Origin of the sequence: Ferrimonas aestuarii, from assembly GCF_005116665.1 — a bacterium.
GTDB lineage: Bacteria > Pseudomonadota > Gammaproteobacteria > Enterobacterales > Shewanellaceae > Ferrimonas > Ferrimonas aestuarii.
On sequence record NZ_SWCJ01000004.1, the window covers coordinates 287,560 to 311,331 of the forward strand.

General features: G+C 53.6%; 18 protein-coding genes. 6 read left to right on the forward strand and 12 right to left on the reverse strand.

Features of this window, described 5'->3' with window-relative positions:
- Positions 1-37 precede the first annotated feature (37 nt).
- Entirely contained in the window at positions 38-1,048 is a 1,011-nt protein-coding gene (gene add, locus FCL42_RS08255) for an adenosine deaminase (RefSeq protein WP_136862925.1), read from the reverse strand.
- 130 nt (positions 1,049-1,178) lie between these two features.
- Between add and FCL42_RS08260 the strand changes: the two genes are divergently transcribed.
- The gene (locus FCL42_RS08260) at positions 1,179-2,921 is read left to right on the forward strand and encodes a DUF885 domain-containing protein (RefSeq protein ID WP_136862926.1); all 1,743 of its coding nucleotides are present in this window, start codon (positions 1,179-1,181) and stop codon (positions 2,919-2,921) included.
- Positions 2,922-2,968: 47 nt separating this feature from the next.
- On the opposite strand, the gene FCL42_RS08265 is transcribed toward FCL42_RS08260, so the two are convergent.
- Positions 2,969-3,790: an alpha/beta fold hydrolase gene (locus tag FCL42_RS08265; RefSeq protein ID WP_136862927.1), complete on the reverse strand. Its 822-nt coding sequence runs from the start codon at positions 3,788-3,790 to the stop codon at positions 2,969-2,971.
- A 121-nt stretch (positions 3,791-3,911) separates the two neighbouring features.
- On the opposite strand from FCL42_RS08265, the gene FCL42_RS08270 reads away from it, so the two are divergent.
- Positions 3,912-4,214 carry a DUF1244 domain-containing protein gene (locus FCL42_RS08270; protein ID WP_136862928.1) on the forward strand — a complete coding sequence of 101 codons (303 nt, stop codon included), beginning with the start codon at positions 3,912-3,914 and terminating at the stop codon, positions 4,212-4,214.
- A gap of 9 nt (positions 4,215-4,223) precedes the next feature.
- A complete protein-coding gene (locus FCL42_RS08275) occupies positions 4,224-5,159 on the forward strand; it encodes an alpha/beta fold hydrolase (RefSeq protein WP_136862929.1) in 936 nt (311 codons plus the stop codon).
- A gap of 61 nt (positions 5,160-5,220) precedes the next feature.
- Here the strand turns inward: FCL42_RS08275 and FCL42_RS08280 are convergent, their stop codons facing one another.
- The 9 genes from FCL42_RS08280 to ilvC form a co-directional block, all read right to left on the reverse strand.
- Positions 5,221-6,339, reverse strand: coding sequence for a pyridoxal-phosphate-dependent aminotransferase family protein (locus FCL42_RS08280; protein ID WP_136862930.1), 1,119 nt, complete (start codon positions 6,337-6,339; stop codon positions 5,221-5,223).
- 175 nt (positions 6,340-6,514) lie between these two features.
- Positions 6,515-9,586, reverse strand: a complete 3,072-nt coding sequence (locus FCL42_RS08285) for an efflux RND transporter permease subunit (RefSeq protein ID WP_136862931.1) — start codon at positions 9,584-9,586, stop codon at positions 6,515-6,517.
- A 9-nt stretch (positions 9,587-9,595) separates the two neighbouring features.
- On the reverse strand, positions 9,596-10,678 hold the full coding sequence (locus FCL42_RS08290; protein WP_136862932.1) for an efflux RND transporter periplasmic adaptor subunit: 1,083 nt from the start codon (positions 10,676-10,678) through the stop codon (positions 9,596-9,598).
- Positions 10,679-10,903: 225 nt separating this feature from the next.
- Entirely contained in the window at positions 10,904-12,454 is a 1,551-nt protein-coding gene (gene ilvA / locus FCL42_RS08295; RefSeq protein ID WP_136862933.1) for a threonine ammonia-lyase, biosynthetic, read from the reverse strand.
- Positions 12,451-14,286, reverse strand: coding sequence for a dihydroxy-acid dehydratase (gene ilvD, locus FCL42_RS08300; RefSeq protein ID WP_136862934.1), 1,836 nt, complete (start codon positions 14,284-14,286; stop codon positions 12,451-12,453). The genes ilvA and ilvD overlap by 4 nt, the downstream gene beginning before the upstream one ends.
- A 38-nt stretch (positions 14,287-14,324) precedes the next feature.
- On the reverse strand, positions 14,325-15,311 hold the full coding sequence (locus tag FCL42_RS08305; protein WP_136862935.1) for a branched-chain amino acid transaminase: 987 nt from the start codon (positions 15,309-15,311) through the stop codon (positions 14,325-14,327).
- Positions 15,312-15,326: 15 nt separating this feature from the next.
- On the reverse strand, positions 15,327-15,578 hold the full coding sequence (ilvM, locus tag FCL42_RS08310; protein WP_136862936.1) for an acetolactate synthase 2 small subunit: 252 nt from the start codon (positions 15,576-15,578) through the stop codon (positions 15,327-15,329).
- Entirely contained in the window at positions 15,575-17,224 is a 1,650-nt protein-coding gene (ilvG, locus tag FCL42_RS08315) for an acetolactate synthase 2 catalytic subunit (RefSeq protein ID WP_136862937.1), read from the reverse strand. The genes ilvM and ilvG overlap by 4 nt, the downstream gene beginning before the upstream one ends.
- Positions 17,225-17,228: 4 nt before the next feature.
- Positions 17,229-18,227 (reverse strand): ketol-acid reductoisomerase, encoded by a 999-nt coding sequence (ilvC, locus tag FCL42_RS08320; protein ID WP_136862938.1) that lies wholly within the window; start codon positions 18,225-18,227, stop codon positions 17,229-17,231.
- 579 nt (positions 18,228-18,806) lie between these two features.
- Between ilvC and FCL42_RS08325 the strand changes: the two genes are divergently transcribed.
- The 3 genes from FCL42_RS08325 to FCL42_RS08335 all read left to right on the forward strand — a co-directional run bounded on the left by FCL42_RS08325 (position 18,807) and on the right by FCL42_RS08335 (position 22,237).
- Positions 18,807-20,315, forward strand: coding sequence for a YifB family Mg chelatase-like AAA ATPase (locus FCL42_RS08325; RefSeq protein WP_136862939.1), 1,509 nt, complete (start codon positions 18,807-18,809; stop codon positions 20,313-20,315).
- Between the two features lie 101 nt (positions 20,316-20,416).
- On the forward strand, positions 20,417-21,295 hold the full coding sequence (locus FCL42_RS08330) for an acyltransferase (protein WP_136862940.1): 879 nt from the start codon (positions 20,417-20,419) through the stop codon (positions 21,293-21,295).
- Between the two features lie 3 nt (positions 21,296-21,298).
- Positions 21,299-22,237: an acyltransferase gene (locus tag FCL42_RS08335; RefSeq protein ID WP_136862941.1), complete on the forward strand. Its 939-nt coding sequence runs from the start codon at positions 21,299-21,301 to the stop codon at positions 22,235-22,237.
- Between the two features lie 65 nt (positions 22,238-22,302).
- Here the strand turns inward: FCL42_RS08335 and FCL42_RS08340 are convergent, their stop codons facing one another.
- Positions 22,303-23,589, reverse strand: coding sequence for an endonuclease/exonuclease/phosphatase family protein (locus tag FCL42_RS08340; RefSeq protein ID WP_136862942.1), 1,287 nt, complete (start codon positions 23,587-23,589; stop codon positions 22,303-22,305).
- Between the last annotated feature and the right edge of the window lie 183 nt (positions 23,590-23,772).

The following is a 23,772-nucleotide window of genomic DNA, read 5'->3' on the forward strand; positions in this document are numbered from 1 at the left end:
GTTGCCGATGGGCAACCCTTTTTCATTTCCGTTCCGTTTAGTTTTGAACTTTGGCCGCTTTTTTGGCTGCCAGTTCTTGGCGAACACCGTCCGACACAAACGCCAGCTCCAAACCATTTTTCTGCAGCTGCAGCAACTGGGCATCGCTCAAACCAATGCCCTCTTTGGCCATCTTGTATTCAAATGGAATCGAATTGGCAGATACCCCAGGATCATCGGTATTCAGGCAAGCCTTAATGCCATGCTCCAAAAACAGCTTCACCGGATGCTGGGGGTAATCAGCAACAGTATTGGCATGCACGTTAGAGGTTGGGCAGGACTCAACCCCAATACCCTGATCACGAAGGAAATCCATCAACTTAGGATCTTCTGGAGCTCGAGTAGCGTGTCCAATTCGGGTCGCACCCAGCTCTCGCACCGCCTGCAAGATCGAGCTCGTCGGCCCTGGCTCACCGGCGTGAATGGTGACGTTCAAGCCGGCATCTCGCACCCGTTTAAAGTGGTCAACGTAAAGATCCCCAGGGAAGCCCTCTTCATCGCCCGCCAGATCACAGGCAACAAACTGCGATTTCTGCGCCAAAATGGCATCCAGTTCACGGCGGCAAGCCTCTTGACCATCACCACGGCACAGGATTCCGATAAGGTTAATCATGATGTCACGATCGCGAGCCCCTGCTTGAACGCCATCAATCACCGCTTCCACCACTCCAGCCATCGGCAGTTTATGGGGGCCAGCCATGTAGGCCGGCGAGAAGCGCAATTCGGCGTAGTCGATGCCGTTATCAGCCACGTCCATGGCATTCTCATAGGCCACTCGGCGTACGGCATCCAGATCACCTAACACCGCCACTTGATAGTCCAGCTTGGCCAGCAAGGCTTCTACTGAAGGGCAGCGATCAATCACCTGCAGATAGGGGCGAAGAGTGGGCATGTCATAGGCAGGCAGTGGAACATTGAACTGGCGAGCCAGCTCCAACACGGTTTGCGGTCGTACCGAGCCATCAAGATGGCGGTGCAGATCAGTTACTACTAAGGAATTATCAATCATCAGTCGGCTTTTTTAGTAAAGGGGTGTTAACAGCCATTAACACAGCCCAAGGTTGTATTTAGTATATTGTTCAGCCGCCTTCCTTGGTCGCGAACTTAGGATAAAACAATAAACAAAAAAGGGATATGAGATGATCAGAACTTGGATCGCCAGTGCACTGATTGCAGTCTGTGCCGGCTGCGCCAGTACACCGGAACCACAGTCACCACTGCAGCAACTGATGGATGACACCTGGCAGCAACAACTGAACGCCTCACCACAGATGGCCGCTCGCTTTGGTGACGACTCCGCCCGAAGCCAACTGGCCGATTACTCTCCGCAGACCTTGGCTCAGCATCAACAGGTCAACCTAGCACTGCTTGAACGGGCCAAAGCCATTGATGTCGACAGCTTAAGTGCAGATGATCAGGTCAACCTGGCCATCGTGACCGGCATTCTTGAAAATCGCACCGACAGCTATCGATTCAAAACCCACTACATGCCGTTAAATGCAGAGGGTGGCTTTCACAACTACATCAGCAGCATCAGCCAAGTCACCCTGTCCAATCAACGCGACGTAGACGCCTACCTAAGCCGCTTGAGTCAGTTGCCTAGACTGTTTGACCAACAGATCCATTGGATGCGCCAAGGATTGGCTGAAGGCTACACTCAGCCCCAAGTGGTACTGGAAGGCTTTGAACAATCGATCAGTGCTTATCTGCCAGAAGACGCGACTCAAAGTAGCTACTACAAACCCTTTACCAAACTTGGCGGCGAATTCAGCGACCAACAAATTGCCCAAATACAGGCACAAGGCCTCAGTGCAGTGCAGCAACAGGTGTTGCCCGCCTACCTTAAGTTCTTCGACTTCTTTGTGAACGAATACCGCCCCAACGCCACCACTCAAGTTGGTGCCCAATACCTACCAGAGGGAATGGCGTTCTATAACAACCGCGTTAGTCACTTTGTTACCTTGCCGATGACCGCCGATGAGGTGCATCAGTTGGGCCAACAAGAGGTAAAGCGGATTCGTGCCGAGATGGAGCAGATCATCACCGATCTCGAGTTTGAAGGCAGCTTCGCCGACTTCCTCCACTTTCTACGCACCGACCCACAGTTCTACGCCAACACCCCTGAAGAGCTGCTCAAGGCAGCCGCTTGGCTGGCCAAACAGGCTGACGCCATGTTGCCAAAATTCTTCGATACCCTTCCTCGCACTCCCTATGGCGTAATGGCGGTACCGGCGGAGATCGCGCCCAAATACACCACTGGCCGCTATTCAGGCCCCAGTGGCGAACATCAGCCCGGTTATTATTGGGTGAATACCTACGCCTTAGACAAACGCCCTCTTTATGCGCTTCCTGCTCTGACTCTGCACGAAGCAGTGCCTGGCCATCATCTGCAAATTGCCCTGACTCAGGAGCTGGGCGAAGTGCATCCGCTGCGCCGCTACCACTACATCAGTGCCTTTGGTGAAGGCTGGGGTCTGTATTCCGAAAAACTGGGGGTGGAAGGGGGCTATTACAAAGACGCCTACGCCAACTTTGGCCGTTTGAGCTATGAGATGTGGCGAGCCTGTCGCCTAGTGGTGGATACCGGCTTGCACGCCAAAGGTTGGAGCCGCCAGCAAGCCATCGACTTTATGGCCAGCAACACCGCCCTGTCGCTACACAACGTCAACACAGAGATCGACCGCTACATCTCCTGGCCAGGGCAAGCGCTGTCCTACAAAATGGGGGAACTCACCATATTGCGCTTACGCAGTGAAGCGGAGCAGCAACTGGGGGACAAATTTGATATTCGCGGATTCCACAGCGCCATCCTCAAGAACGGCTCGGTGCCGCTGGCTCAGTTGGAGCGACAAGTGCGCCAGTGGATTGCCAGTCAGGCGTAATCCCGTCCACTACCAAAGATAAAACGGGCGCTGATCGCCCGTTTTTTCTATTTCTGATCCCTTAACCAGTCATTGATGGTATCGGCGACTGCCTGCGGTCGCTCCATGGGAAGCAGGTGACCGCAGTCGTCCAACTCAATCAAGGTGGCATGGGCACTGAGTCGGCCTAACCGCTCAAAGGCGGCCTTTGTCAGGGTTTGCGATTTAGCACCACGGAGACACAGCGTCGGCACCTTAAGATTGCGCAATCTAGGCCAGATCCACGGCGGCGTCTGGTAGATGTGCGCTTCCCACTCACGGCTGTAACGCAGCACCACATCACTGCTGTTCGCTTCAGTAACAAAAGCAGCCTGAATGTAATCATTCAGAGCGGAATCATCCATCCCTGCGTAGGCCCGTTTGCCGCGGTGAAACTCGAAGGCCGCTTGATGATCCGAAAACCGATTAGGCCGCCCCAGAGTCTTAGCCACCAACACCTGACGCTTACGGAACCGCTTTGGCAACAAACGGATCGCACCAACTAAGCGACTGGCAAGAAACACGGGGTCCAGCAACACCAAAGCTTTGACTTTCTCCGGTCGCTGAATAGCCGTTAAGCAGGAAACCACCGCGCCCAATGAGTGCCCCACCAAAATCTGCGGTTCATCGCAGCCATCCAGATACGCAACCAACTCCTCAGCAATACTCCACCAAGCATGGCTGTCCGCTTCAGTCACCGGTACCGTCAGGGGTTTAAGCAGCGCCCCATTAATGCGTCCCCCCAGTGCCTCAAATAGCTGACTGTAGGTCGATGGCGGAAACCCATTGGCGTGGCAGAAAATCAGTTCACGATCGCTGCCTGAGGCATCGCCAAAATGTTCAAACTTCATGATATCGATTGCTCTTAGCAAACTTCTGATTCGTATCACTTTACCCACAGTTGCTACTATAGTCACTGTCAAAACCGAACAGTTACAGTGTCGCTTTTTGTCAGTTATAAGGAGTTAAGCCATGGATAAACAAACTGAAATCGAGGTTGAAGCCGCCACATTTCGCCGTTTACTTAATCATCTGGATAGCCACAAAGAGGTGCAAAACATCGATCTGATGATTTTGGCGGACTTCTGCCGTAACTGTCTGGCAAAATGGTACTTGGCAGAGGCGGACAGTCGGGGTGAAAGCATCGATTACGATCAGGCTCGTGAACGGATCTATGGCCAACCCTATGAGGAGTGGAAGCGTCAACATCAAACCCCAGCCACACCAGAGCAACTGGCGGCTTGGGAGGCGCACCACAAAGCGAAACAGAAGTAAGGAAAGACCATGATTCAAGCGGCAACGGCCACCACCTCATTTTGGCAGCAAGCGACCCAAGGTGAGTTTACCGGAGTGGGTGACGTCACTCTGCCCTATGTCTACTTTAAGCAGGACAACCCCAAGGGCACCTTGGTGCTGTGCACTGGCCGCTGCGAAACCTACCTTAAGTATCAGGAACTGTTGGAGGAGCTTTTCCAACAAGGCTGGAACCTGTTTAGCTGGGATCATCGAGGCCAGGGGTTGGCCAAACGACTGGTGCCAGGTTCCCACATGGGACATGTGGAGGACTTCAACTTCTACGTGGATGACATGGCCAGCTTCATCGATCAGATCGTCACACCACAACAAGTCGGCAAACTGTTCCTTGTAGCCCACTCCATGGGCGGTGCCATCAGCACTCGCTATCTACAAACCAGGGTTCATCGAGTCAGCGCCGCAGTATTAAGTGCCCCCATGTATGGCATCACCCTACCCGCGCCTCAGTGGCTGCTATCTCCTGTGGTGGAACTGCTAACCCGCACTCATCAGTGGCGCGGCCGCGCCGGTTACGTACCCACCGGACACGATTACGTGGAAGACCCTTTTGAGGGCAACCCTTACAGCTCCAGCCCAGAGCGCTACGAAGCAAGCCTAGCGCTGTATCGCAATCAGCCAGAGCTGCAATTGGGCGAACCCAGCTGCCAGTGGCTGCAACAATCCTTCAAGGCGATGGATGCTCTGCGCCATGAGGTCGACCAGCTTCAAGTGCCGACTCTGGTGCTGCAAGGGGAACTGGAACAGGTGGTGTGCAACCGCGCCATGGATCGCGTCTGCAACCTCAGCGCCGCCATCACCAAAGAGGTGATCCTAGGGGGCCGTCACGAGCTGTTCATCGAAGACGACCCCATGCGACGCAAAGCCCTAGAGCACACCTGCCAATGGCTAGAGCTTCACAATCAGTAACTCGATCGTCATCCGACAAAAAAGCCGAGCTAAGCTCGGCTTCTCTATTCAATGCTTGTAATCAATTTAGCACTTCGTTGAGCGCCCCTAAGCATAGAGTAACGTTCTCTTCTCGAGCAGCGTAGCCCATCAGGCCGATGCGCCACGCTTTGCCTGCCAGATCGCCCAGTCCAGCGCCGATCTCCAAATTAAAGCGATTCAACAGTTGGCTGCGCACCTCGGCGTCATTCACCCCGTCAGGGATGTAGACCGCATTCAGTTGCGGCAGGCGGTGGGCCTCATCCACCACAAAGCTTAAGCCCATCTGCTCCAAACCCGCCTTAAGCTTCTGGTGCATGGCAGCATGGCGCGCCCACGCGTTTTCCAGCCCCTCATCATGCAGCAGGCGCAGGGATTCATGCAAAGCATACAAGCTGTTTACCGGCGCGGTATGGTGATAGCTTCGTTTCCCCTCGCCGCTCCAATAGCCCATCACCAAGGTTTGATCCAAGAACCAGCTAGACACCGGAGCCTGACGGGCCTTGAGTTTCGCCACCGCTTTCGGGCTGAAGGAGACCGGTGAGATGCCCGGCACACAGGAGAGGCATTTTTGGCTACCAGAGTAGATGGCATCGATGCCCCAATCATCAACCCGCAGTTCCACCCCACCTAACGAGGTCACCGCATCCACGATCGACAAACAATCATATTGCTGCGCTAAAGCACACAGGGCCTTAGCGTCAGACAGTGCCCCAGTGGAGGTCTCTGCGTGCACAAAGGCCAAAATACTGGCATCTGGGTGAGCTTTTAAGGCCGCTTCAACCTTCTCCACGCTCACCGGCGTCCCCCAGGCATCATCCACCACAATGGCTTCGCCACCTAGGCGTTCCACATTCTGGCGCATCCGCTCACCAAACACCCCATTGCGACATACAATCACCTTCTCACCGGGCTCCATCAGATTGACGAAACAGGTCTCCATGCCCGCGCTGCCTGGGGCAGAAACGGCAATGGTGAACTCATTCTGAGTTTGGAATGCGTACTGCAGTAGGGATTTCACCTCATCCATCATGCCGATGAAGCTAGGATCTAAATGACCTACGGTGGGTTTGCCGAGGGCCTGCAGTACCTGAGGGTGAACGTCCGATGGTCCTGGTCCCATCAGGGTGCGGGCGGGTGGGTTGAACGGTTTGAATGACATAGTCGACCTTCCTGCTATTGGTCCAATGACGGTATTTAGCCCAAGTTATCACGGTTTTAATCCAGTGGGGACTGGATCACAGAAATTAGCCGTTTTAAACGCTTTTCCAGACAAATAGGCACAAAAAAACCGCCGATTTACGGCGGTTTTGCTTACGTCAAAGTCAGGTCTTGGCTTACTGGCTGGTTTCCGCCAGTAGCGCCGCTTCCTGTTGGTTGTCGATGGTATGCGCCAGCAAGGTGTACATCACTGGCACCACGAACAGGGTAAACAGGGTGCCGATGGACAATCCGACGGTGATCACCAGCCCCATGTTAAATCGAGAGATGGCACCGGCACCGGTGGCCAATACCAGCGGCATTACGCCAAGTACCATAGCCGCGGTGGTCATCAGGATAGGACGCAGACGCAGAGCGGCAGCTTCCACCACAGCTTGCACCTTATCCTTGCCTTCACGCTGCAGTTGATTGGCAAATTCCACAATCAAGATGCCGTGCTTGGAGATAAGTCCCACCAAGGTAATCAGACCTACCTGGGTGTAGATGTTCAAGGTCGCGACGCCGAGGAACAGGGGAATCATCGCCCCGAAGATCGACAGCGGTACGGTCATCATCACCACAATGGGATCGCGCCAGCTCTCAAACTGCGCTGCCAATACCAGGAAGATCACCATTAATGCCAAGGCAAAGGTCACGTACAAGGCACTGCCTTCTGACTCAAACTGACGGCTCTGACCCGAGTAATCGTAGGCGTAGCCCTTAGGTGCAATCTCCTGCAAAGCAGTACGCAAAAACTCGTGAGCATCAGCAATGGTGGCCGCCCCCGGCATCGGCAGTGCCTCAAGGGTTGCCGAGTTCAGTTGTTGGAACTGAGTCAACGAATTTGGAATCACCTCGTTGGACACGGTCACCACAGTAGACAGGGGTACCGACTTGCCGTTAGAGCTACTTACATAAAGATCCGCAATGCGCTCGGCGGTGCTGCGATACGGCGCGTCCGCCTGAGGGATCACCTCGTAGCTGCGACCGGCAATATCAAAGTAGTTGGTTCTGAAATCCCCTAACTGAGTCGACAACACCGAGCCGATGCTCTGCATGGAGATACCTAGCTGACCGGCTTTTTCACGGTCGATGGCGATGTGCACCTGCGGCTTGTTCATCTTCAGTGTGGAGTTCACCACCATGAACAAACCACTTTGCAGCGCCTTGGCTTTCAGCTCTTCCATCACATTAAACAGAGTTTGGTGATCGGCAGTGGTGGTCACCACAAAACCGACCGGTAAGCCCATGGCCACACCTGGCAGTGCTGGAGGGTGTATGGTAAAGATGTCGACACCGGCGATGGTTTTCGCCAGCCCCTGCACCTCAGGCTGAATCTCCATCTGGCTGCGTTCACGTTCACTCCAAGGCTTTAATACCACACCGGACATAAAGCCACTTTCGGTGGGGAAACCGGCAAACATGAAGTTGTCTTTGTACTCTGGCAGTGACTTGGCCGCCTCAGTAAAGGCATTGGCATAAGCAACGGTGTAGTTGATGCCAGCGTTATCCGGGCCCTGAGCGATGTTAAACAGGAAGCCTTGGTCTTCCGTCGGAGCCAGTTCAGACTTGGTCGTCATAAACATGGCACCAATGGCCAACAGCAACAACATGGCGCTGACCACAATGGCCGCTTTGTAGTGCTTAACTACCTGAGTCAGTATTCTCTGATAACGATTCAACACCTTCTCAAAAGTACGGTCGATCAACTGTGGCAGAGGCTTATGCAGATCTTCTGCAGTCAGCATCTTCGAACTCATCATCGGCGATAAGGTCAAGGCCACAAAACCGGAGATCAGTACCGCTGCTGCCAACGTAAACGCAAACTCGGTAAACAGCGACCCGGTCAAGCCCCCCATGAAACCAATTGGGGCGTATACCGCCGCCAAAGTAATGGTCATGGCGATAACCGGCAGGGCAATCTCACGGGCGCCCACCACTGCTGCGCGCAGTGGGGTTTTGCCCTCTTCAATGTGACGGTGAACGTTCTCCACCACCACGATGGCGTCATCCACTACCAGGGAGATCGCCATCACCAGCGCCAACAAGGTCAGCAAGTTGATGGAGAAACCCAGCCCCAACATAAACAGGCCCACGCCAATCAGGCACAGTGGCACAGTCACAATAGGAATAATAACGCTGCGCAGTGAGCCTAAGAACAGGAACACCACGAATACCACGATGATCACCGCTTCAACCAAGGTGGAGATCACCTCATCGATGGACTCTTGAATGTACTCGGTGGAGTCATGGTTCATCACCTGGGTCAGGCCATCTGGCAGGTTGCGTTCAATCTCAGGCAGCACCTCGTAGACGCCTTTAGCCACGTCCAGCGGGTTGGCTTCTGGTGTGGTTTTAATCCCCACCATGATCGCCGGACGGCCGCTGACCATGGCGAAGACCTTGTCACTCTGTGCCGCCAACTCGATGCGGGCAATATCCCGCAGACGCACAACATCGGTACCATTACTCTTAACGGTGATGTTACCAAACGACGCTTCATCCTGGAGTGAGGTAGACGCACGCACCGAGGTCACGGTGTACTGATCGCGCACTTCACCGGCAGCTGACTGGAAGTTGTTCTGGGTCAATACCGAGTTAACGTCGTTGGTGGTGACGCCGTTGGCCTGCATGCGAACCGGATCCAACCAGATGCGCATAGAGAACTCTTTCTGGCCATAGAGCTCAGCTTCCGCTAAGCCATCCACTTCGGTCAATTTAGGCTGCACCACCCGTTTCAGGTAATCGGTGATCTCAACGCCGCTCATGGTGTCACTCATGTACGCCAGATACATAATGGCATCACCACCAGAGGTGCTCTTGGCGATGATCGGCTCATTGATGTCTGCGGGCAGGCGGCCTTTGACTTCGTTAAGCTTGGTGAGAATCTCCGCCATGGCGGTGTTGGCGTCATAGCCCAAATTCAAAAATACCGAGATGGTAGACACACCCGCCGAAGAACTTGCAGTAATGTAGTCAATCCCTTCGGTAGAGGAGATCACCTCTTGAATCGGGTTGGTAACAAAGCCTTGTACCAACTCGGCGTCAGCACCAGGATAGCTGGTAGTGATGTCAACCTGGCCAATCTCCATGTCTGGGTATTGGCGCACCTGCATGTCCATGAAGGCACGAGCACCGAACACCAACAACAAGATGTTCAGTACCACCGCCAGCACCGGCCGGCGGATAAAAACGTCGGTAAAACTCATGCTTACCCCTTACAGACGAACAGCGTCAGACAGAATCAACTTGGTGCCGTTTTCCAACTTATTGGTACCGGAATCAACCACCTGCATACCCGCTTCAAGGCCACTGACGATGGCAACGTCATTGCCACGCTGCTCACCCACTTGGATGTACACACGCTTTGCCACAGTCGCACCTTGATCGTCGTTATCGACAACAAACACAGCATCACCAAATGGACTGTAGACAATGGCGGTTTTTGGCACTACCACTGGGGTAACGGTCTCTTTCATTAGCAGACGAATATCGGCGTACATGCCCGGATGCAGCAGACCGTGATCATTAGGCACTTCGGCGCGAATACTCACATTTCGAGTCTGCTCATCGACCTTAGCTTCGATGGCAGTTACCTTGCCACGAAACTCCTGATTAGGCGCCGCGCTCACGGAGAACAGCACTTCCTGACCATCATAAAGGCGAGGTAGGAATTGCTCAGGCACGGCAAAATCGGCATAGAGGGAAGAGACGTCCTGCAAAGTCACAAACTCTTCGCCATTCTTAACATACTGACCCAACGAAAATTGACGAATCCCCAGAGTGCCACTGAACGGGGCGCGAATCACTTTCTTAGCAATGTTGGCTTCAGTCTGCTGCACCATGGCGTTGGCCACTTTAAGGTCGGCACTGGATTGATCGAACTCAATCTCAGAGATGCTCTTCTGTTTGAACAGATCTTTGTTGCGCTCAAACTTGATCTTCGCCAATTCGGCTTGGGCTTTGTAACTGGCTAATGTCGCTTTCTCAACATCGTTGTTCAGCGTCAGCAGCAATTGGCCCGCTGACACTTTCTGACCACTTTTGAAATGGACCTCATCTACGGTACCAGACACTTCTGCCGACAAAGCGATACCTTCGATGGCGGTCAAGGTACCCACGCTGGTCAGCTGCGGTCGCCACTCTACGGTGTGAGCTTCTACCGCAGACACCGTTGCTGGGGGCGGTGCAAAATTGGCAAGCTGAGCCATCCCTGCTTGAATCTGTTGAAATTTGATATAACCGATGCCCCCAAGGAGCACCAGCACACCACCAACGACAATAACAAAACGCTTAAACATCCCCGCTCCTCACCCACACCATCGTTTCGATCCAATGACGTGGGTCCTTCATCGCGACTCTCAAAAATCGGTTGCCAAAAGCAGCAACCCCAAAAATAATGAAACTGATTTTACAGACATACACGTATGTATGTCGAGAACCAAATGTAAATATTCTTTTTTGAGAACAGCAATAAGCCCAATAATTCAGTTAATTGAGCTATTAATTTTTGCTAAACTTGAAGTTTATTTAAGGAAGTACTGATAACTTGGGCTGGTGGTTACTTCACGACACTCTAAAGGAAGCGCCGCTAAAAACTGCGACAAATCATGCTCTAAGCCTTGTGGGCACTCCAATCCCATTAGCACGCGGCCATAGGCGGCCCCATGGTTTCGATAGTGAAACAGTGAGATGTTCCAGCGCTGACCCAGGCGGGTCAAAAACTGCAATAGTGCACCAGGGTGCTCAGGAAAGGTCACGTGATAGAGCTTTTCGTTGATCGCCTTAGGCGGTTTGCCCCCAACCATGTAACGCACATGAAGCTTGGCGGTTTCATCTTGAGACAAGTCCTGATGGGCATAACCATGCTCATTCAACAGACTGCTGATGGCCGCCAGCTCCTGCGCTCCACTGACTCGAAGACCAACGAAAATATTGGCGCTGTCGCCATCGGCTAGACGATAGTTAAACTCGGTGATCGCTCGCTGACCAAGTAACTGGCAAAAACGCAGAAAACTGCCCTTCTGCTCAGGAATGGTCACCGCCAATACCGCCTCTCGGCCCTCACCCAACTCGCAGCGCTCCGACACATAGCGCAAGCTGTGAAAATTCACGTTAGCGCCGGAAAGAATCGCCGCCAATTTCTGTGAGTCTTCACGGCCTTGGCGATATCGTTTTAGGCCAGCGAGAGCCAGCGCCCCCGCCGGTTCAGCGATGGCGCGGGTATCTTCAAAAATGTCTTTTACCGCGGCACAGATCTCATCGCTGGTCACGGTCACTACCCTGTCCACGCACTGCTGAGCCACCGCAAAGGGCGCTTCGCCGATGCGTTTAACCGCCACCCCATCGGCAAACAGACCGACTTTTTCCAGATCGACTGGGTGACCTGCCTCAAGGGCCGCTTTCAGACAGGCAGCATCTTCCGGCTCAACACCAATTACCTCGATGCTGGGATCCAGCGCCTTAATGTAGGCGGCTACCCCCGCAATCAAACCGCCACCGCCAACAGGCACAAACACCGCATCCAATTGACGCTGCTGCTGCAACAGCTCTTGGCCTATGGTGCCCTGACCGGCGATCACCGCAGGATCATCAAAAGGGGGAATCAGAGTAAAACCTTCATCGGCAGCAAGAAATTTTGCATGCTGGTAAGCAACGTCAAAACTGTCACCGTGAAGCACCACTTCACCACCGTGGCGACGCACGGCATCAACTTTAATTTCAGGAGTGGTCGCGGGCATCACAATCACCGCCCGAATACCAAGACGAGCTGCAGACAAGGCTACGCCTTGAGCATGGTTGCCCGCAGAAGCCGCCACAACCCCAGCTTGGCGCTGGGCATCACTCAGACTTTGAATGCAATTGAATGCGCCTCGAAGCTTAAACGAATGCACCGGTTGCTGGTCTTCCCGCTTCAGCCACAGCTCGCAGCCCAAACGCTGAGACAACTTAGGCAGCGGATCCAGATCGGTTACTTTGGCGGCTTGATAGACCGGTGCCAACAATATCTGGCGCAGATACCACTGCGCCAGATCCTGAGGTGGTGTATCCACTGCAGCTTGGGCTAAGGCACTCATAGCGCCTCCAACTTCGCAAGATCTCGAACTGCACCTCGGTCGGCACTGGTGGCTAAGCTTGCGTAGGCTTTTAGGGCTGGGCTCACCTGGCGCTGACGATATTTAGGCTGATAACTGCAGTGCTCGGCTCGCTCCGCCAACACGGCGTCGTCCACCGCCAAGCGGATGCTGCGCTTAGGAATGTCGATGGTGATGATATCGCCATCCTCTACCAAAGCGATCACGCCGCCACTGGCTGCCTCTGGAGATACGTGGCCAATGGAAAGCCCAGAAGTGCCCCCGGAGAATCTGCCATCGGTAATCAGAGCACATTTCTGCCCTAATCCCATGGATTTCAGGTAGCTGGTTGGGTAGAGCATCTCCTGCATCCCTGGCCCGCCTTTGGGGCCTTCGAAGCGGATCACCACCACCTCACCAGCCTTCACTTCCCCCTCGAGGATGCCTGCCACTGCGGCATCTTGGCTTTCATAAACCCGAGCGGTTCCGGTAAAGACCAAGCCGTCATCGGGCACCCCAGCGGTTTTGACCACGCAGCCGTTGGCAGCCAAATTGCCACTTAGCACCGCCAGCCCGCCCTCTTCTGAAAACGCGTGTTCGGCGCTGCGAATGCAGCCTTGGGCACGGTCCAGATCCAGCTCTGGCCAGCGGCAATCTTGAGAAAACGCTTTAGTGGTGCGGATTCCCGCTGGACCCGCACGATAAAACTTAGCGATATTAGGATCCTGACTGACGGCAACGTCGTATTTCGCCAGCACCTGCTCCAAATTGATGCCCGCCACGTGGGGCACCGAGGTATCTAGGAGGTTGGCTCTGGCCAGCTCCCCCAAAATGGCCATCACGCCACCGGCACGATGCACATCCTCCATGTGGTATTTCGGTGTTGATGGCGCCACCTTGCACAATTGCGGCACTTTGCGAGACAGGGCGTCCATGTCATCCATGGTGAAGTCCACTTCTGCTTCCTGTGCCGCCGCCAGCAGGTGCAATACGGTATTGGTGGAGCCGCCCATGGCGATATCCAGCGCCATGGCATTGTTGAAGGCCGCCTTAGTCGCGATGCCTCTTGGCAGCGCCGTCGCATCGTCATTTTGATACCAGCGACGGGCCAAATTCATGATCTTCTGCCCAGCTTCTAAAAACAGCTGCTCTCGGTCAGCGTGAGTCGCAAGCATCGAGCCATTGCCTGGCAGCGACAGCCCAAGCGCTTCCGTCAGGCAATTCATGGAGTTGGCGGTAAACATGCCGGAGCAGGAACCGCACGTCGGGCAAGCACTGCGCTCTACCTGCTCCGCTTGCTCATCAGATACAGAAGGATCGGCGGCTTGCACCATGGCATCCACCAGATCCAGCTTGATCAGTTGATCCGACAGTTTGGTTTTGCCCGCTTCCATGGGGCCACCAGAGACAAAGATCACCGGAATGTTCAGGCGCAGCGCCGCCATCAACATGCCTGGGGTGATTTTGTCGCAGTTAGAGATGCACACCAACGCGTCGGCACAATGGGCATTGACCATGTACTCAACACTGTCGGCAATCAGTTCTCGGCTGGGTAAGGAGTAGAGCATGCCACCGTGGCCCATGGCGATGCCATCGTCCACGGCAATGGTATTGAACTCTTTGGCCACGCCACCGGCTTGCTCAATGGCGCCCGCCACCAACTGCCCCATGTCTTTCAGGTGCACGTGGCCGGGCACAAACTGAGTGAACGAGTTGGCAATGGCAATGATCGGCTTCCCAAAATCCTCATCGGTCATACCGGTGGCGCGCCACAGAGCACGCGCCCCCGCCATGTTTCTTCCAGAAGTCGAGGTGGCGGAACGCAATTTAGGCATGGTGTTTCCTTAACAAATACAGCAGTTACAGCTCAGTGCTACAGCACCTTAGCGGTGGTATGAGCGGAAAACGCTTGCGCGTCTTCTTTCGGGGCATCGCCATCATCACTGACGTAATCCAGCCAGCCCCACTTATCTTCGGTGACGCCACTAAACAACCCAAAGAAGGCCGCTTGCAGATCTGCGGTTATTGGGCCGCGATTGCCGGCCCCCACCTGAATGCCATCCACCGAACGCACAGGCACGATCTCGGCGGCAGTACCTGTCATGAAGATCTCATCGGCCAGATACAGGGCCTCTCGTGCGATCGCCTCCTCTTTCACTTCATAACCCGCTTCGCGAGCCAGAGTGATGATGGTGTCCCGAGTAATTCCCGGCAAAATCGCTGCGGTTACCGGAGGGGTAATCAACACGCCATTTTTCACCACGAACAGGTTTTCGCCGGCGCCTTCGGAGATCTGACCATTCACGTCCAAAGCGATGCCTTCGGCGTAACCGTGACGCTTGGCTTCACCGGAGATAAGTTGCGAAGACAGGTAATTTCCCCCCGCTTTCGCCGCCGTTGGCATGGTATTCGCTGCCAATCGATTCCAAGAGGAGATGCACACATCCACCCCTTGCTGGGTGCTTTCCTCACCCAAATAGGCATTCCAAGGGAATGAGGCAACGATCACTTCCGCTTGGGAACCTTGAGGCACATTGAGTCCTAACCCCACATGACCATAAAAGGCCAAAGGACGGATGTAAGCGCTGTCTAGGCCGTTATCAACGATGGTATCGCGGCAAGCCTGTTCAATCTGTTCCGCGCTATAAGGGATCGGCATTCGGTAGATCTTGGCCGAATCAAACAGTCGCTGAATGTGCTCTTTCAAGCGGAATACCGCAGGCCCTTTGGGGGTGTGGTAGGCACGAATGCCCTCAAAAACCGATGACCCATAATGAAGGGCGTGGCTTAATACGTGTACCTGGGCATCTTGCCAAGGCACCGTCTTGCCGTTAAACCAAATAAAATCCGCTTGGCTCATAATTCAATTCCTTTTCTAGCCGTTGGCGATACGGGCGGCAGACACCTCGAGACGACACTGCTGAACGTCGTATAACTTATCGAGCTGCTTAGTTAGGTGCTCAATAGGACGTTCACTGGCAACGGTGACCGCAATATTGGCTTTGCGATCCATGCTGCTCATGTGCATGTGACACACGTTAAATCCACGGTGACGAGTCACCCTCAATACGCGCTCCAACACTTCTGGCGTCGGATTCATCTCGATATACAAGGTGTGCTGATTCATGACTGCTTCTCCATCATATCGCTATTGGACGCCCCAGGTGGTACCAAAGGCCAGACGTTCTCTTTTTCTGAAATAGACACGTGTAACAAGAATGGGCCATCGCTGTTGATCAGCTGGTCGATGGCCGACTCCACTTGATCCTGACGCCAAATGTGGGCGCCGGGGATATCGAATGCCGCAGCCAGCGGCACAAAATCGGGGTTATCAGACAGGTCGGTTTCGCTGTAACGCTCCTCAAAGAACAGCTCCTGCCACTGCTTCACCATGCCAAGGCGCTGGTTATCCAGCAGCAAAATCTTCACCGGCAACTTGGCGCGCTTGATGGTAGCCAGCTCCTGCACATTCATCATGAAAGAGCCATCACCAGAGACCACCAATACGGTGCCGTCAGGACGGGCAAATTGGGCACCGATGCCCGCAGGAATACCAAAGCCCATGGTGCCTAAACCGGCACTAGACAGATGATTCTCTGGGCCATCAAAGCTCATGTGCTGAGCAACCCACATCTGGTGCTGCCCCACATCGCAAGCCACCGCGCTGCCCTTGGGTAAGCGCTCAGAGATGGTTTTAAGCAGTGCCGGAGCAAAAATGCCTTCCCCTGGAAACTGATAGTTAAACTGCCAGTCCTCGGCCTGTTGCTGACATTGGCGACACCAAGCGTCGGTCTCAAGGGGCAGTGCCATCGCTGGCAATACCAATTTCAGATCGGCGCTGTGGCTGATGTGCGCTTGGCGACGTTTGTGAAATTCCGCTGGGTCCACGTCCAGATGAATCACCTTGGCATCGGGAGCAAACTCATCCAATTTGCCGGTAACTCGGTCATCGAAGCGGGCACCAACGGCGATCAGCAGGTCAGAGTTTTGCACCGCAGTATTGGCCGCTTTGGTACCGTGCATCCCCAGCATGCCCAAGAAACCTGGAGTACCCGGAGCCACCGCACCAATGCCCTTCAAGGTGGTCACCGATGGAATGCCGGTAATCTCAATAAATTGACGCAACTGAGGCACCGCTCCGGCCATGCCCACGCCACCGCCAACGTACAGCACCGGCTGCTTGGCTTCTTTAAGCATCTTATGAGCGGCTTCCAGTGGGAAGTCACCAATGCCAGCACCATTTTCATGGGCCACCAGTGGTGGGTGGAACTCCACCATCGCCTGCTGTACATCTTTTGGGATATCAACCAGAACTGGTCCTGGCCGCCCCTCCTGTGCCAGCGCAAACGCACGCTGCAACACGTCACACAGCTCATCAACGTGACTCACCAAAAAGCTGTGCTTGGTGCAAGCTAGGGACAATCCCAACACGTCGATCTCTTGGAAGGCATCGGTACCAATAGCACCACTAGGTACCTGTCCGGTAATGGCGACCAGCGGAATGGAATCCATGTAAGCATCGGCCAACGAGGTAATGAGGTTGGTTGCACCCGGTCCCGAGGTGGCAATGCAGACGCCCACTTTGCCCGAGGCTCGGGCAAATCCGATGGCGGCAAACGCCGCCCCCTGCTCATGACGACACAGAGTGTGTTCCACTGACGAATCCAACATTGCATCGTACACCGGCATGATGGCACCGCCTGGGTAACCAAATACCGTTTTCACCCCGAATCCCTCGAGGGTACGAACCACTGCTTCCGCTCCGCTGATCATGCCGTTACTCCCCTCGATTTAACCAGCTCATGCGGCCACGTAACTCGGCGCCCACTTTTTCGATTGGGTGCTCGCATTCCGCTTGCTGAGCCGCACGATAGTTGCCGCTTCCCGCCTTGTACTCTTCAACCCACTGCTTGGTGAAGGCGCCGCTTTGAATCTCTGACAACACTTGTTTCATGGTCTCTTTCGCGCGGTCATCGACGATACGGTCACCGCGAGTCAGGGCGCCGTACGCCGCAGTATCGGACACAAATTCATGCATTTTAGAGATGCCGCCTTCGTACAACAGATCCACAATCAGTTTCAGTTCGTGCAGACATTCGAAGTAAGCCAACTCAGGTTGATAACCCGCTTCCACCAAGGTTTCCCAGCCCTTGCGAACCAAAGCGACTGCGCCGCCACACAATACCGCTTGCTCACCGAAGAGATCGGTTTCGGTCTCCTCTTTGAAGTTCGTGGTCAGTACGCCACCTCGGGTACCACCAATGGCATCCGCGTAAGCGAGGGCTCTGGCGTGAGCTTCTCCGCTGGTATCTTGGTGCACTGCCATCAAGCAAGGTACGCCCGCGCCCTTTTCATATTCGGTGCGCACCAGATAGCCAGGCCCTTTCGGTGCCACCATGGCCACATCGATGTCACTCTTTGGTTCAATCATGCCGTAGTGCACGTTTAGGCCGTGGCTGAACATCAACATGGCGCCGGGCTTGATGTTGGGCTCGATGAACTCTTTGTAGTTGTCCGCTTGAGCCATATCAGGAATCAGCACCATCACCACATCCGCATCACGAACCGCATCGGCGAATGGCACCGGCTGCCAACCTTCCTCTTCCGCCTGTTTCCAACTGGCGCCACCAGGACGCAGCCCAATGACAACATTAACGCCGCTGTCGCGCAGGTTCAGTGACTGGCCTCGTCCCTGACTGCCATAGCCCAGTACGGCTACGGTTTTGCCTTCTAACATTGCAGGGTTGGCATCGGCTTGGTGGTACATCTGAGTCATCATCTTCTCCGTGGAACTTTCCTTAGGGCTAAAAAAAACCCCCGGACCTTTCGGTGCGGGGGTTGCTGTTTGGTTGTTGTCTCAGGCTAGCTTTGCCTCGACCAAACGCGATCCCCGCCGGTGATAATAATCACCACGGTTAGGACCACGACTAGTAGTAGGTTTAAAGACTGAGAAAACATTTCAATTCATTCCAATTATTTGGCCTCGAACTCCTTCCGAGGCACGACTAATTTTTAAGCTTATTTAGAATTAGCACAGCGCCTACACGGATGCAAAGATTTTTTTCCATTTGTGAAAACAATTCAAATGTAACAAATGATGTCATATGCGAATGACACCGATTTTTTACTCTAACTAGGCGGGAAATGGAAATTAAATACTGGCTAATCATTAGCTTAACCAACACTCAGTAGTAATGCACTGATCAGCCAAGCTCAATAACAGCCAAGCTTCCGTCTATTGAGACATCATCATATTTAACACTGCTCACCCATGGCGAATTGGATTCACCGCAAGGCCGTGCTCAAAACTCAGTCGACTACGCTTTATGAGACGCTGCTGTTTTGGAGGCTAAGGATGGCCATTGCTCAGGTGTACACGCGCGCTTTAGTGGGCATTGACGCGCCCGAGGTGCGGGTGGAGGTTCACATTGCCGGTGGGCTGCCGAGCTTTGCCGTCGTCGGGTTACCGGAAGCCTCAGTTCGGGAAGCCAGAGAGCGAGTTCGAGCGGCATTACAAAACAGTGGCTTTGAATTTCCTGCCCGCCGAGTCACGGTCAACTTAGCACCGGCGGATCTGCCCAAACAGGGCGGCCGCTTCGACTTAGGCATTGCCCTCGCCATCCTAACAGCCACCGGCCAACTTCCACCGCACTGCATTCAAAACCGAGAGTTTTATGGTGAACTGTCGCTAGCAGGAGAGATTCAGGGCAGCAGCGGCCTGCTTCCCGCCGCCCTCGCCTGCCAACAAGCCTCCCGGCAGATGGTGGTTGCCAATAACGACGCCCAACAATTGCAATTGATTCACGATCTGAACGCCATATCCGCATCCACGTTACCGGAGATGATTGAACTGCTATTAAGCCATCAAGGTGAAGGTCGCCTTCCGGTTATCGAAGCCACCTCGGCAGCACCTGCCGCCCAAGATCTCAGCGATGTCATTGGTCAACATCAGGGAAAACAAGCGTTAATGATCGCCGCTGCAGGCCAACACAATCTGATGTTGGTTGGCCCGCCAGGCACCGGCAAAACCATGTTAGCCAGTCGCTTGAGTGACCTGCTGCCTGAACTCAGTATGAGCCAAGCCCTCGAAGTAGCATCCATCCACTCCATCGCAAGTCTGGATCGCCATCCGGCTCAATTAACACAGCGCCCGTTTCGCGCCCCCCACCACTCCAGCTCATCCGCCTCACTTGTGGGCGGGGGCAGCGTGCCTAAGCCTGGAGAGATCTCTCTGGCCCACCATGGCGTGCTGTTCTTAGACGAGTTGCCCGAGTTTCCAAGAACGGTGCTAGACAGCCTTCGAGAGCCGCTGGAATCAGGGCAGGTGGTAATCTCCAGAGCCGCAGCCAAGCTTAAGTTCCCCGCGGAATTTCAATTGATTGCCGCACTAAACCCCAGCCCGTGTGGTGAAATTGGTGCTCAATCGCGCTCAACGCCAGAGCAGATTCGACGTTACTTAAGCCGCATCTCTGGTCCTTTTCTCGACCGGTTTGATCTCAGTGTCGACGTCAATCGGCTGCCGCCGGGTCAGTTGAACCAACCGGTTACTAACCCCCTAACCACGGCGGTAGCCAAAGACAAAGTAGCGCAAGCACGACGATGGGCACTCTCACGGCAAAACTGCCTAAACTCGCAGCTAAGTTCATCGAAGTTAAATCAAAATGTAGGAATAAGTCGGGAAGTTATGCTGTTTGCAGAAGAGAGTATTCAGCGGCTAAAGCTGTCCATTCGTGCCTACCATCGAATCTTGAAAGTCAGCCGTACCATCGCCGATCTTGCCCAGTGTCAGCAGGTTGAAACCTCTCACGTAGCACAGGCACTAAGCTACCGAGCAATGGATAAATTACTGGCACAATTGATGTAATTCGTTGCATTTTGACCGCCATTCGAATCCATTTAGTATTGAGACTCCAGCCTGAGCTGTTTAACATATCATCAGTTATCTTTTGTAAATGGACAGTTCAAGTGAGCACCTTAACCGGCGTATTGGCATTTTGTGGATATGTCATCAACACCCTATTCTGGTTCCCATTGGTATTCGGTCTGGGTTTGGTGAAGTTGATCCCTATCGCTCCGTTGAGGCGCTTTTGCAGCTGGGCAGTGGATCGCTGTGCGACCGCGTGGATCAGCATCAACAACCTCAATCAGAAACTACTCAGCGGAACCCAAGTGGTTGTGGGTAAGCTGCCAGAGCTCTCGCCCAAACAGTGGTATCTGTTGATTTCCAACCATCAGTCTTGGGTTGATATTCTGGTGCTGCAGCGGGTGTTTAACCATAGAATCCCCTTCCTGAAATTCTTCCTGAAAGCCGAACTGATCTTTGTCCCTTTCATCGGCCTATGCTGGTGGGCATTGGACTTTCCGTTCATGCGCCGCTTCTCCAAAGCCTATCTGGAGAAGCACCCAAATATGAAAGGTAAAGACATCGAAGCCACTCGCAAAGCCTGTGATAAATATAAAAACTCTCCGGTTACCATCACCAACTTTGTCGAAGGAACCCGATTCACAGAATCCAAACACAAACGTCAAAACTCCCCTTTTGATCAACTGCTCAGACCAAAGGTTGGCGGCGTTGCGTTTACCCTAGACGCCATGAGTGGACAACTTCAGCAGCTATTGAATGTCACCATTCACTACCCCTACGGCATTCCCACATTTTGGCAATTCCTGAAAGGGCAAGTGCCTCAAATCGACGTAAGTGTGAGTACCCACTCACTGGAACCCCTGCTGAATTGGCGTTACCAGACCCCAGAAGATAAAATCCGCTTTCAAACTTGGTTGAATGATCTTTGGCAAGAAAAAGACAGGCAACTGAATGAACTCAGTAACAACGGTAAGTCGTAATCTATGTTGAGCTTTTTACCTCGCCCTTTGGTGGCGCTCATCAATGCCCTCTTGGCCACCCTGAATATTCTGTGGTGGAGTTCGCTGATCTTCATCATCGGCATTATCAAGATGATCATTCCCCATCAGGGTACTCGAGTTAAGCTGTCGTGGCTGCTTAACCACCTAATGCGAGGCTGGGTAATAGGTAACGAGTTCATTTTCAAAACCACCACCGCCACCCGTTGGCAGATCGATGGCCTCGATGACCGCCTGACGACTCAAGGCTGGTATTTGGTTATCTCCAATCACATGAGCTGGGCAGACATTTTTGTGGTTTCCATCGTACTTCGCGACCGTGTGCCCATGCTGAAGTTCTTCCTGAAACAACAGCTCATCTATGTGCCTATGATGGGCATCGCCTGTTGGGCGTTAGACATGCCTTTCATGCGTCGCTACTCCAAGTCAGAAATAGCTAAAAACCCGAAATTGAAAGGCAAGGACATCGAAACCACTCGCCGCTCCTGCGCCAAGTTTCGCGATCTACCGACCACGGTAATCAATTTCATCGAGGGTTCACGTTTGACTCCCGAGAAACACAAGCGCCAACGCAGCCCCTACCGTTACCTGCTCAAACCCAAAGCCGGTGGTATCGCCTTTGCCATGGCAACCCTAGGGGATCAATTCAAAGAGATGCTGGACATCACCATCGTCTACCCAGGCGCCTCGGAAAACATCATGTGGGACATGCTAGCGGGCAAAGTGAACACCATAGCCGTCGATGTGGATGTGCTGAGCATGACCCAGGTACCCAAAGGGGATTACGACAAAGACAAGGCCTATCGGGTCGAGTTTCAAGGTTGGCTCAACGAGCGCTGGCAACGTAAAGACGATCGCATCGAACAACTGCTGAGTCAGCAAGCCAGCGAACACAATTTCTATCAGGCTATCGAGCCTCAATAAAACCCAAAAATGGAAAAGGTCAGCAAGCGCTGACCTTTTTCATGCTCAGATTTCACCACTCAACATCAATTGATGGTTACGTCCATCCACACCAAACGGTGAGAGGAGCTGGCATCGGCATCATTGACCAAATTGCCATCGCCATCACGCAGGTAAAATAGCGCCTCGTTATCACCGCCAACCTGCTCCCAGACAATGCCCTGCCCCGAGAAATTAAGTTGCTGCTCCAACATGATGTAGTCGCTTCGGATGCCATCTAGGCTGGTCCAAATCTCAGGCATATCATGAGTGCTCTGAGTGGTTTTAGCGTAATCTACCGCCGCCTGAGTCGTTGGCGCTTCCCAGTTAACTCCGGTAAAGCGATTCAAGCTGCTGGAGTTAACCAGGCTGCGCATCGCCGATGAATCCCCAACGTAGGACGGCTTACCTTCAGCATCAACGGCCCAAGCGCCCTCATGATCGTTGTAGAAATTCCCCAGCAGCACAAATGGGCGGCTGTCATCGTAGCCACCTGTGCGCTGACCGCTGTCAGTTTTGTCGTTAACGATATAGTGATCCGCACCTTCACCAAGATAATCCGCGATGAAGCTAAGCTGGGCGCTATTGCGCTGGTAACCGCGATCGGAACTGTCGATCTCCTTCGGCGTTTCCAAATAGGTTGCCATCAACTGAATCTTACGGCCATCGGGTAGGCTGAGCGGAATATCAATAAAGTTACTGTTTAACAGCGGCATCTGTTGCCAAGTGTCGTGAGTAAACCAGTTAGCACCGCTGGCATCTTTAGGCTCGGTCACGCCCGGTACCGCGCTCCACTTCAGCTCGCGGAAGTTGCGCACCCCGTTGGTATCCAGCTGGTATTTTGACAGAATCGCAAAGCTCTTCTGGCCCCAATAGTTACCGTAACCAACGGCATCTCCAGGCAGAGTGCCGGCAGCGCTGCCGTCGCGATCAATGTCTTCCAGCACCGGAATGCCAGAGTTACTCTGGGCCATATAGACATAACGGTATTCCACCGCCTTAACATCCGCATCTTGGGCAACGCCCACGTAGGAATCCAAGAACTGATTCAAGGCACTGTAACGATACCCATCGTTACCGCTACCATCCGCACCGGAGATGCCGGTCAGCAGCAACACATCCGCGTTTGCAATCTGAATGACTTCAGCAACATTCTGCAGACGCTGAACGTTACCGGAGGCGGTTTCGCTCAGGGCCGTATTAAAGTCGCTGTACTCCATGTCCACATGGTAGGTGGCGAAGCGAATGTCTCCAGAAAAGTCGGAAGAGCCACTGGAACCACCGCAGCCGGCCAAACCCAGCACCACAGCAGCAGGAACTGCATACTTAAACATGGTTATATATCCCAATTGCCAATAGTAAAATTCGCGCTCAAATTACGACCATATTGGGATTTTAGCAAGCCTTAGATTGTTGCTAACTTGTTAAGTTAATAATGTTGTTAATCAAATAGTTAGCTTCAAAAGCACCTTAACCGACACTGAACTTGAATTCCCCCATTATCACATAATTAGAAA

Excerpts from the sequence above, each read along its gene's own strand:
- add (WP_136862925.1), bottom strand. The coding sequence starts at position 1,048 with ATGATTGATAATTCCTTAGTAGTAACTGATCTGCACCGCCATCTTGAT.
- FCL42_RS08260 (WP_136862926.1), top strand. The coding sequence starts at position 1,179 with ATGATCAGAACTTGGATCGCCAGTGCACTGATTGCAGTCTGTGCCGGC.
- FCL42_RS08265 (WP_136862927.1), bottom strand. The coding sequence starts at position 3,790 with ATGAAGTTTGAACATTTTGGCGATGCCTCAGGCAGCGATCGTGAACTG.
- FCL42_RS08270 (WP_136862928.1), top strand. The coding sequence starts at position 3,912 with ATGGATAAACAAACTGAAATCGAGGTTGAAGCCGCCACATTTCGCCGT.
- FCL42_RS08275 (WP_136862929.1), top strand. The coding sequence starts at position 4,224 with ATGATTCAAGCGGCAACGGCCACCACCTCATTTTGGCAGCAAGCGACC.
- FCL42_RS08280 (WP_136862930.1), bottom strand. The coding sequence starts at position 6,339 with ATGTCATTCAAACCGTTCAACCCACCCGCCCGCACCCTGATGGGACCA.
- FCL42_RS08285 (WP_136862931.1), bottom strand. The coding sequence starts at position 9,586 with ATGAGTTTTACCGACGTTTTTATCCGCCGGCCGGTGCTGGCGGTGGTA.
- FCL42_RS08290 (WP_136862932.1), bottom strand. The coding sequence starts at position 10,678 with ATGTTTAAGCGTTTTGTTATTGTCGTTGGTGGTGTGCTGGTGCTCCTT.
- ilvA (WP_136862933.1), bottom strand. The coding sequence starts at position 12,454 with ATGAGTGCCTTAGCCCAAGCTGCAGTGGATACACCACCTCAGGATCTG.
- ilvD (WP_136862934.1), bottom strand. The coding sequence starts at position 14,286 with ATGCCTAAATTGCGTTCCGCCACCTCGACTTCTGGAAGAAACATGGCG.
- FCL42_RS08305 (WP_136862935.1), bottom strand. The coding sequence starts at position 15,311 with ATGAGCCAAGCGGATTTTATTTGGTTTAACGGCAAGACGGTGCCTTGG.
- ilvM (WP_136862936.1), bottom strand. The coding sequence starts at position 15,578 with ATGAATCAGCACACCTTGTATATCGAGATGAATCCGACGCCAGAAGTG.
- ilvG (WP_136862937.1), bottom strand. The coding sequence starts at position 17,224 with ATGATCAGCGGAGCGGAAGCAGTGGTTCGTACCCTCGAGGGATTCGGG.
- ilvC (WP_136862938.1), bottom strand. The coding sequence starts at position 18,227 with ATGACTCAGATGTACCACCAAGCCGATGCCAACCCTGCAATGTTAGAA.
- FCL42_RS08325 (WP_136862939.1), top strand. The coding sequence starts at position 18,807 with ATGGCCATTGCTCAGGTGTACACGCGCGCTTTAGTGGGCATTGACGCG.
- FCL42_RS08335 (WP_136862941.1), top strand. The coding sequence starts at position 21,299 with ATGTTGAGCTTTTTACCTCGCCCTTTGGTGGCGCTCATCAATGCCCTC.
- FCL42_RS08340 (WP_136862942.1), bottom strand. The coding sequence starts at position 23,589 with ATGTTTAAGTATGCAGTTCCTGCTGCTGTGGTGCTGGGTTTGGCCGGC.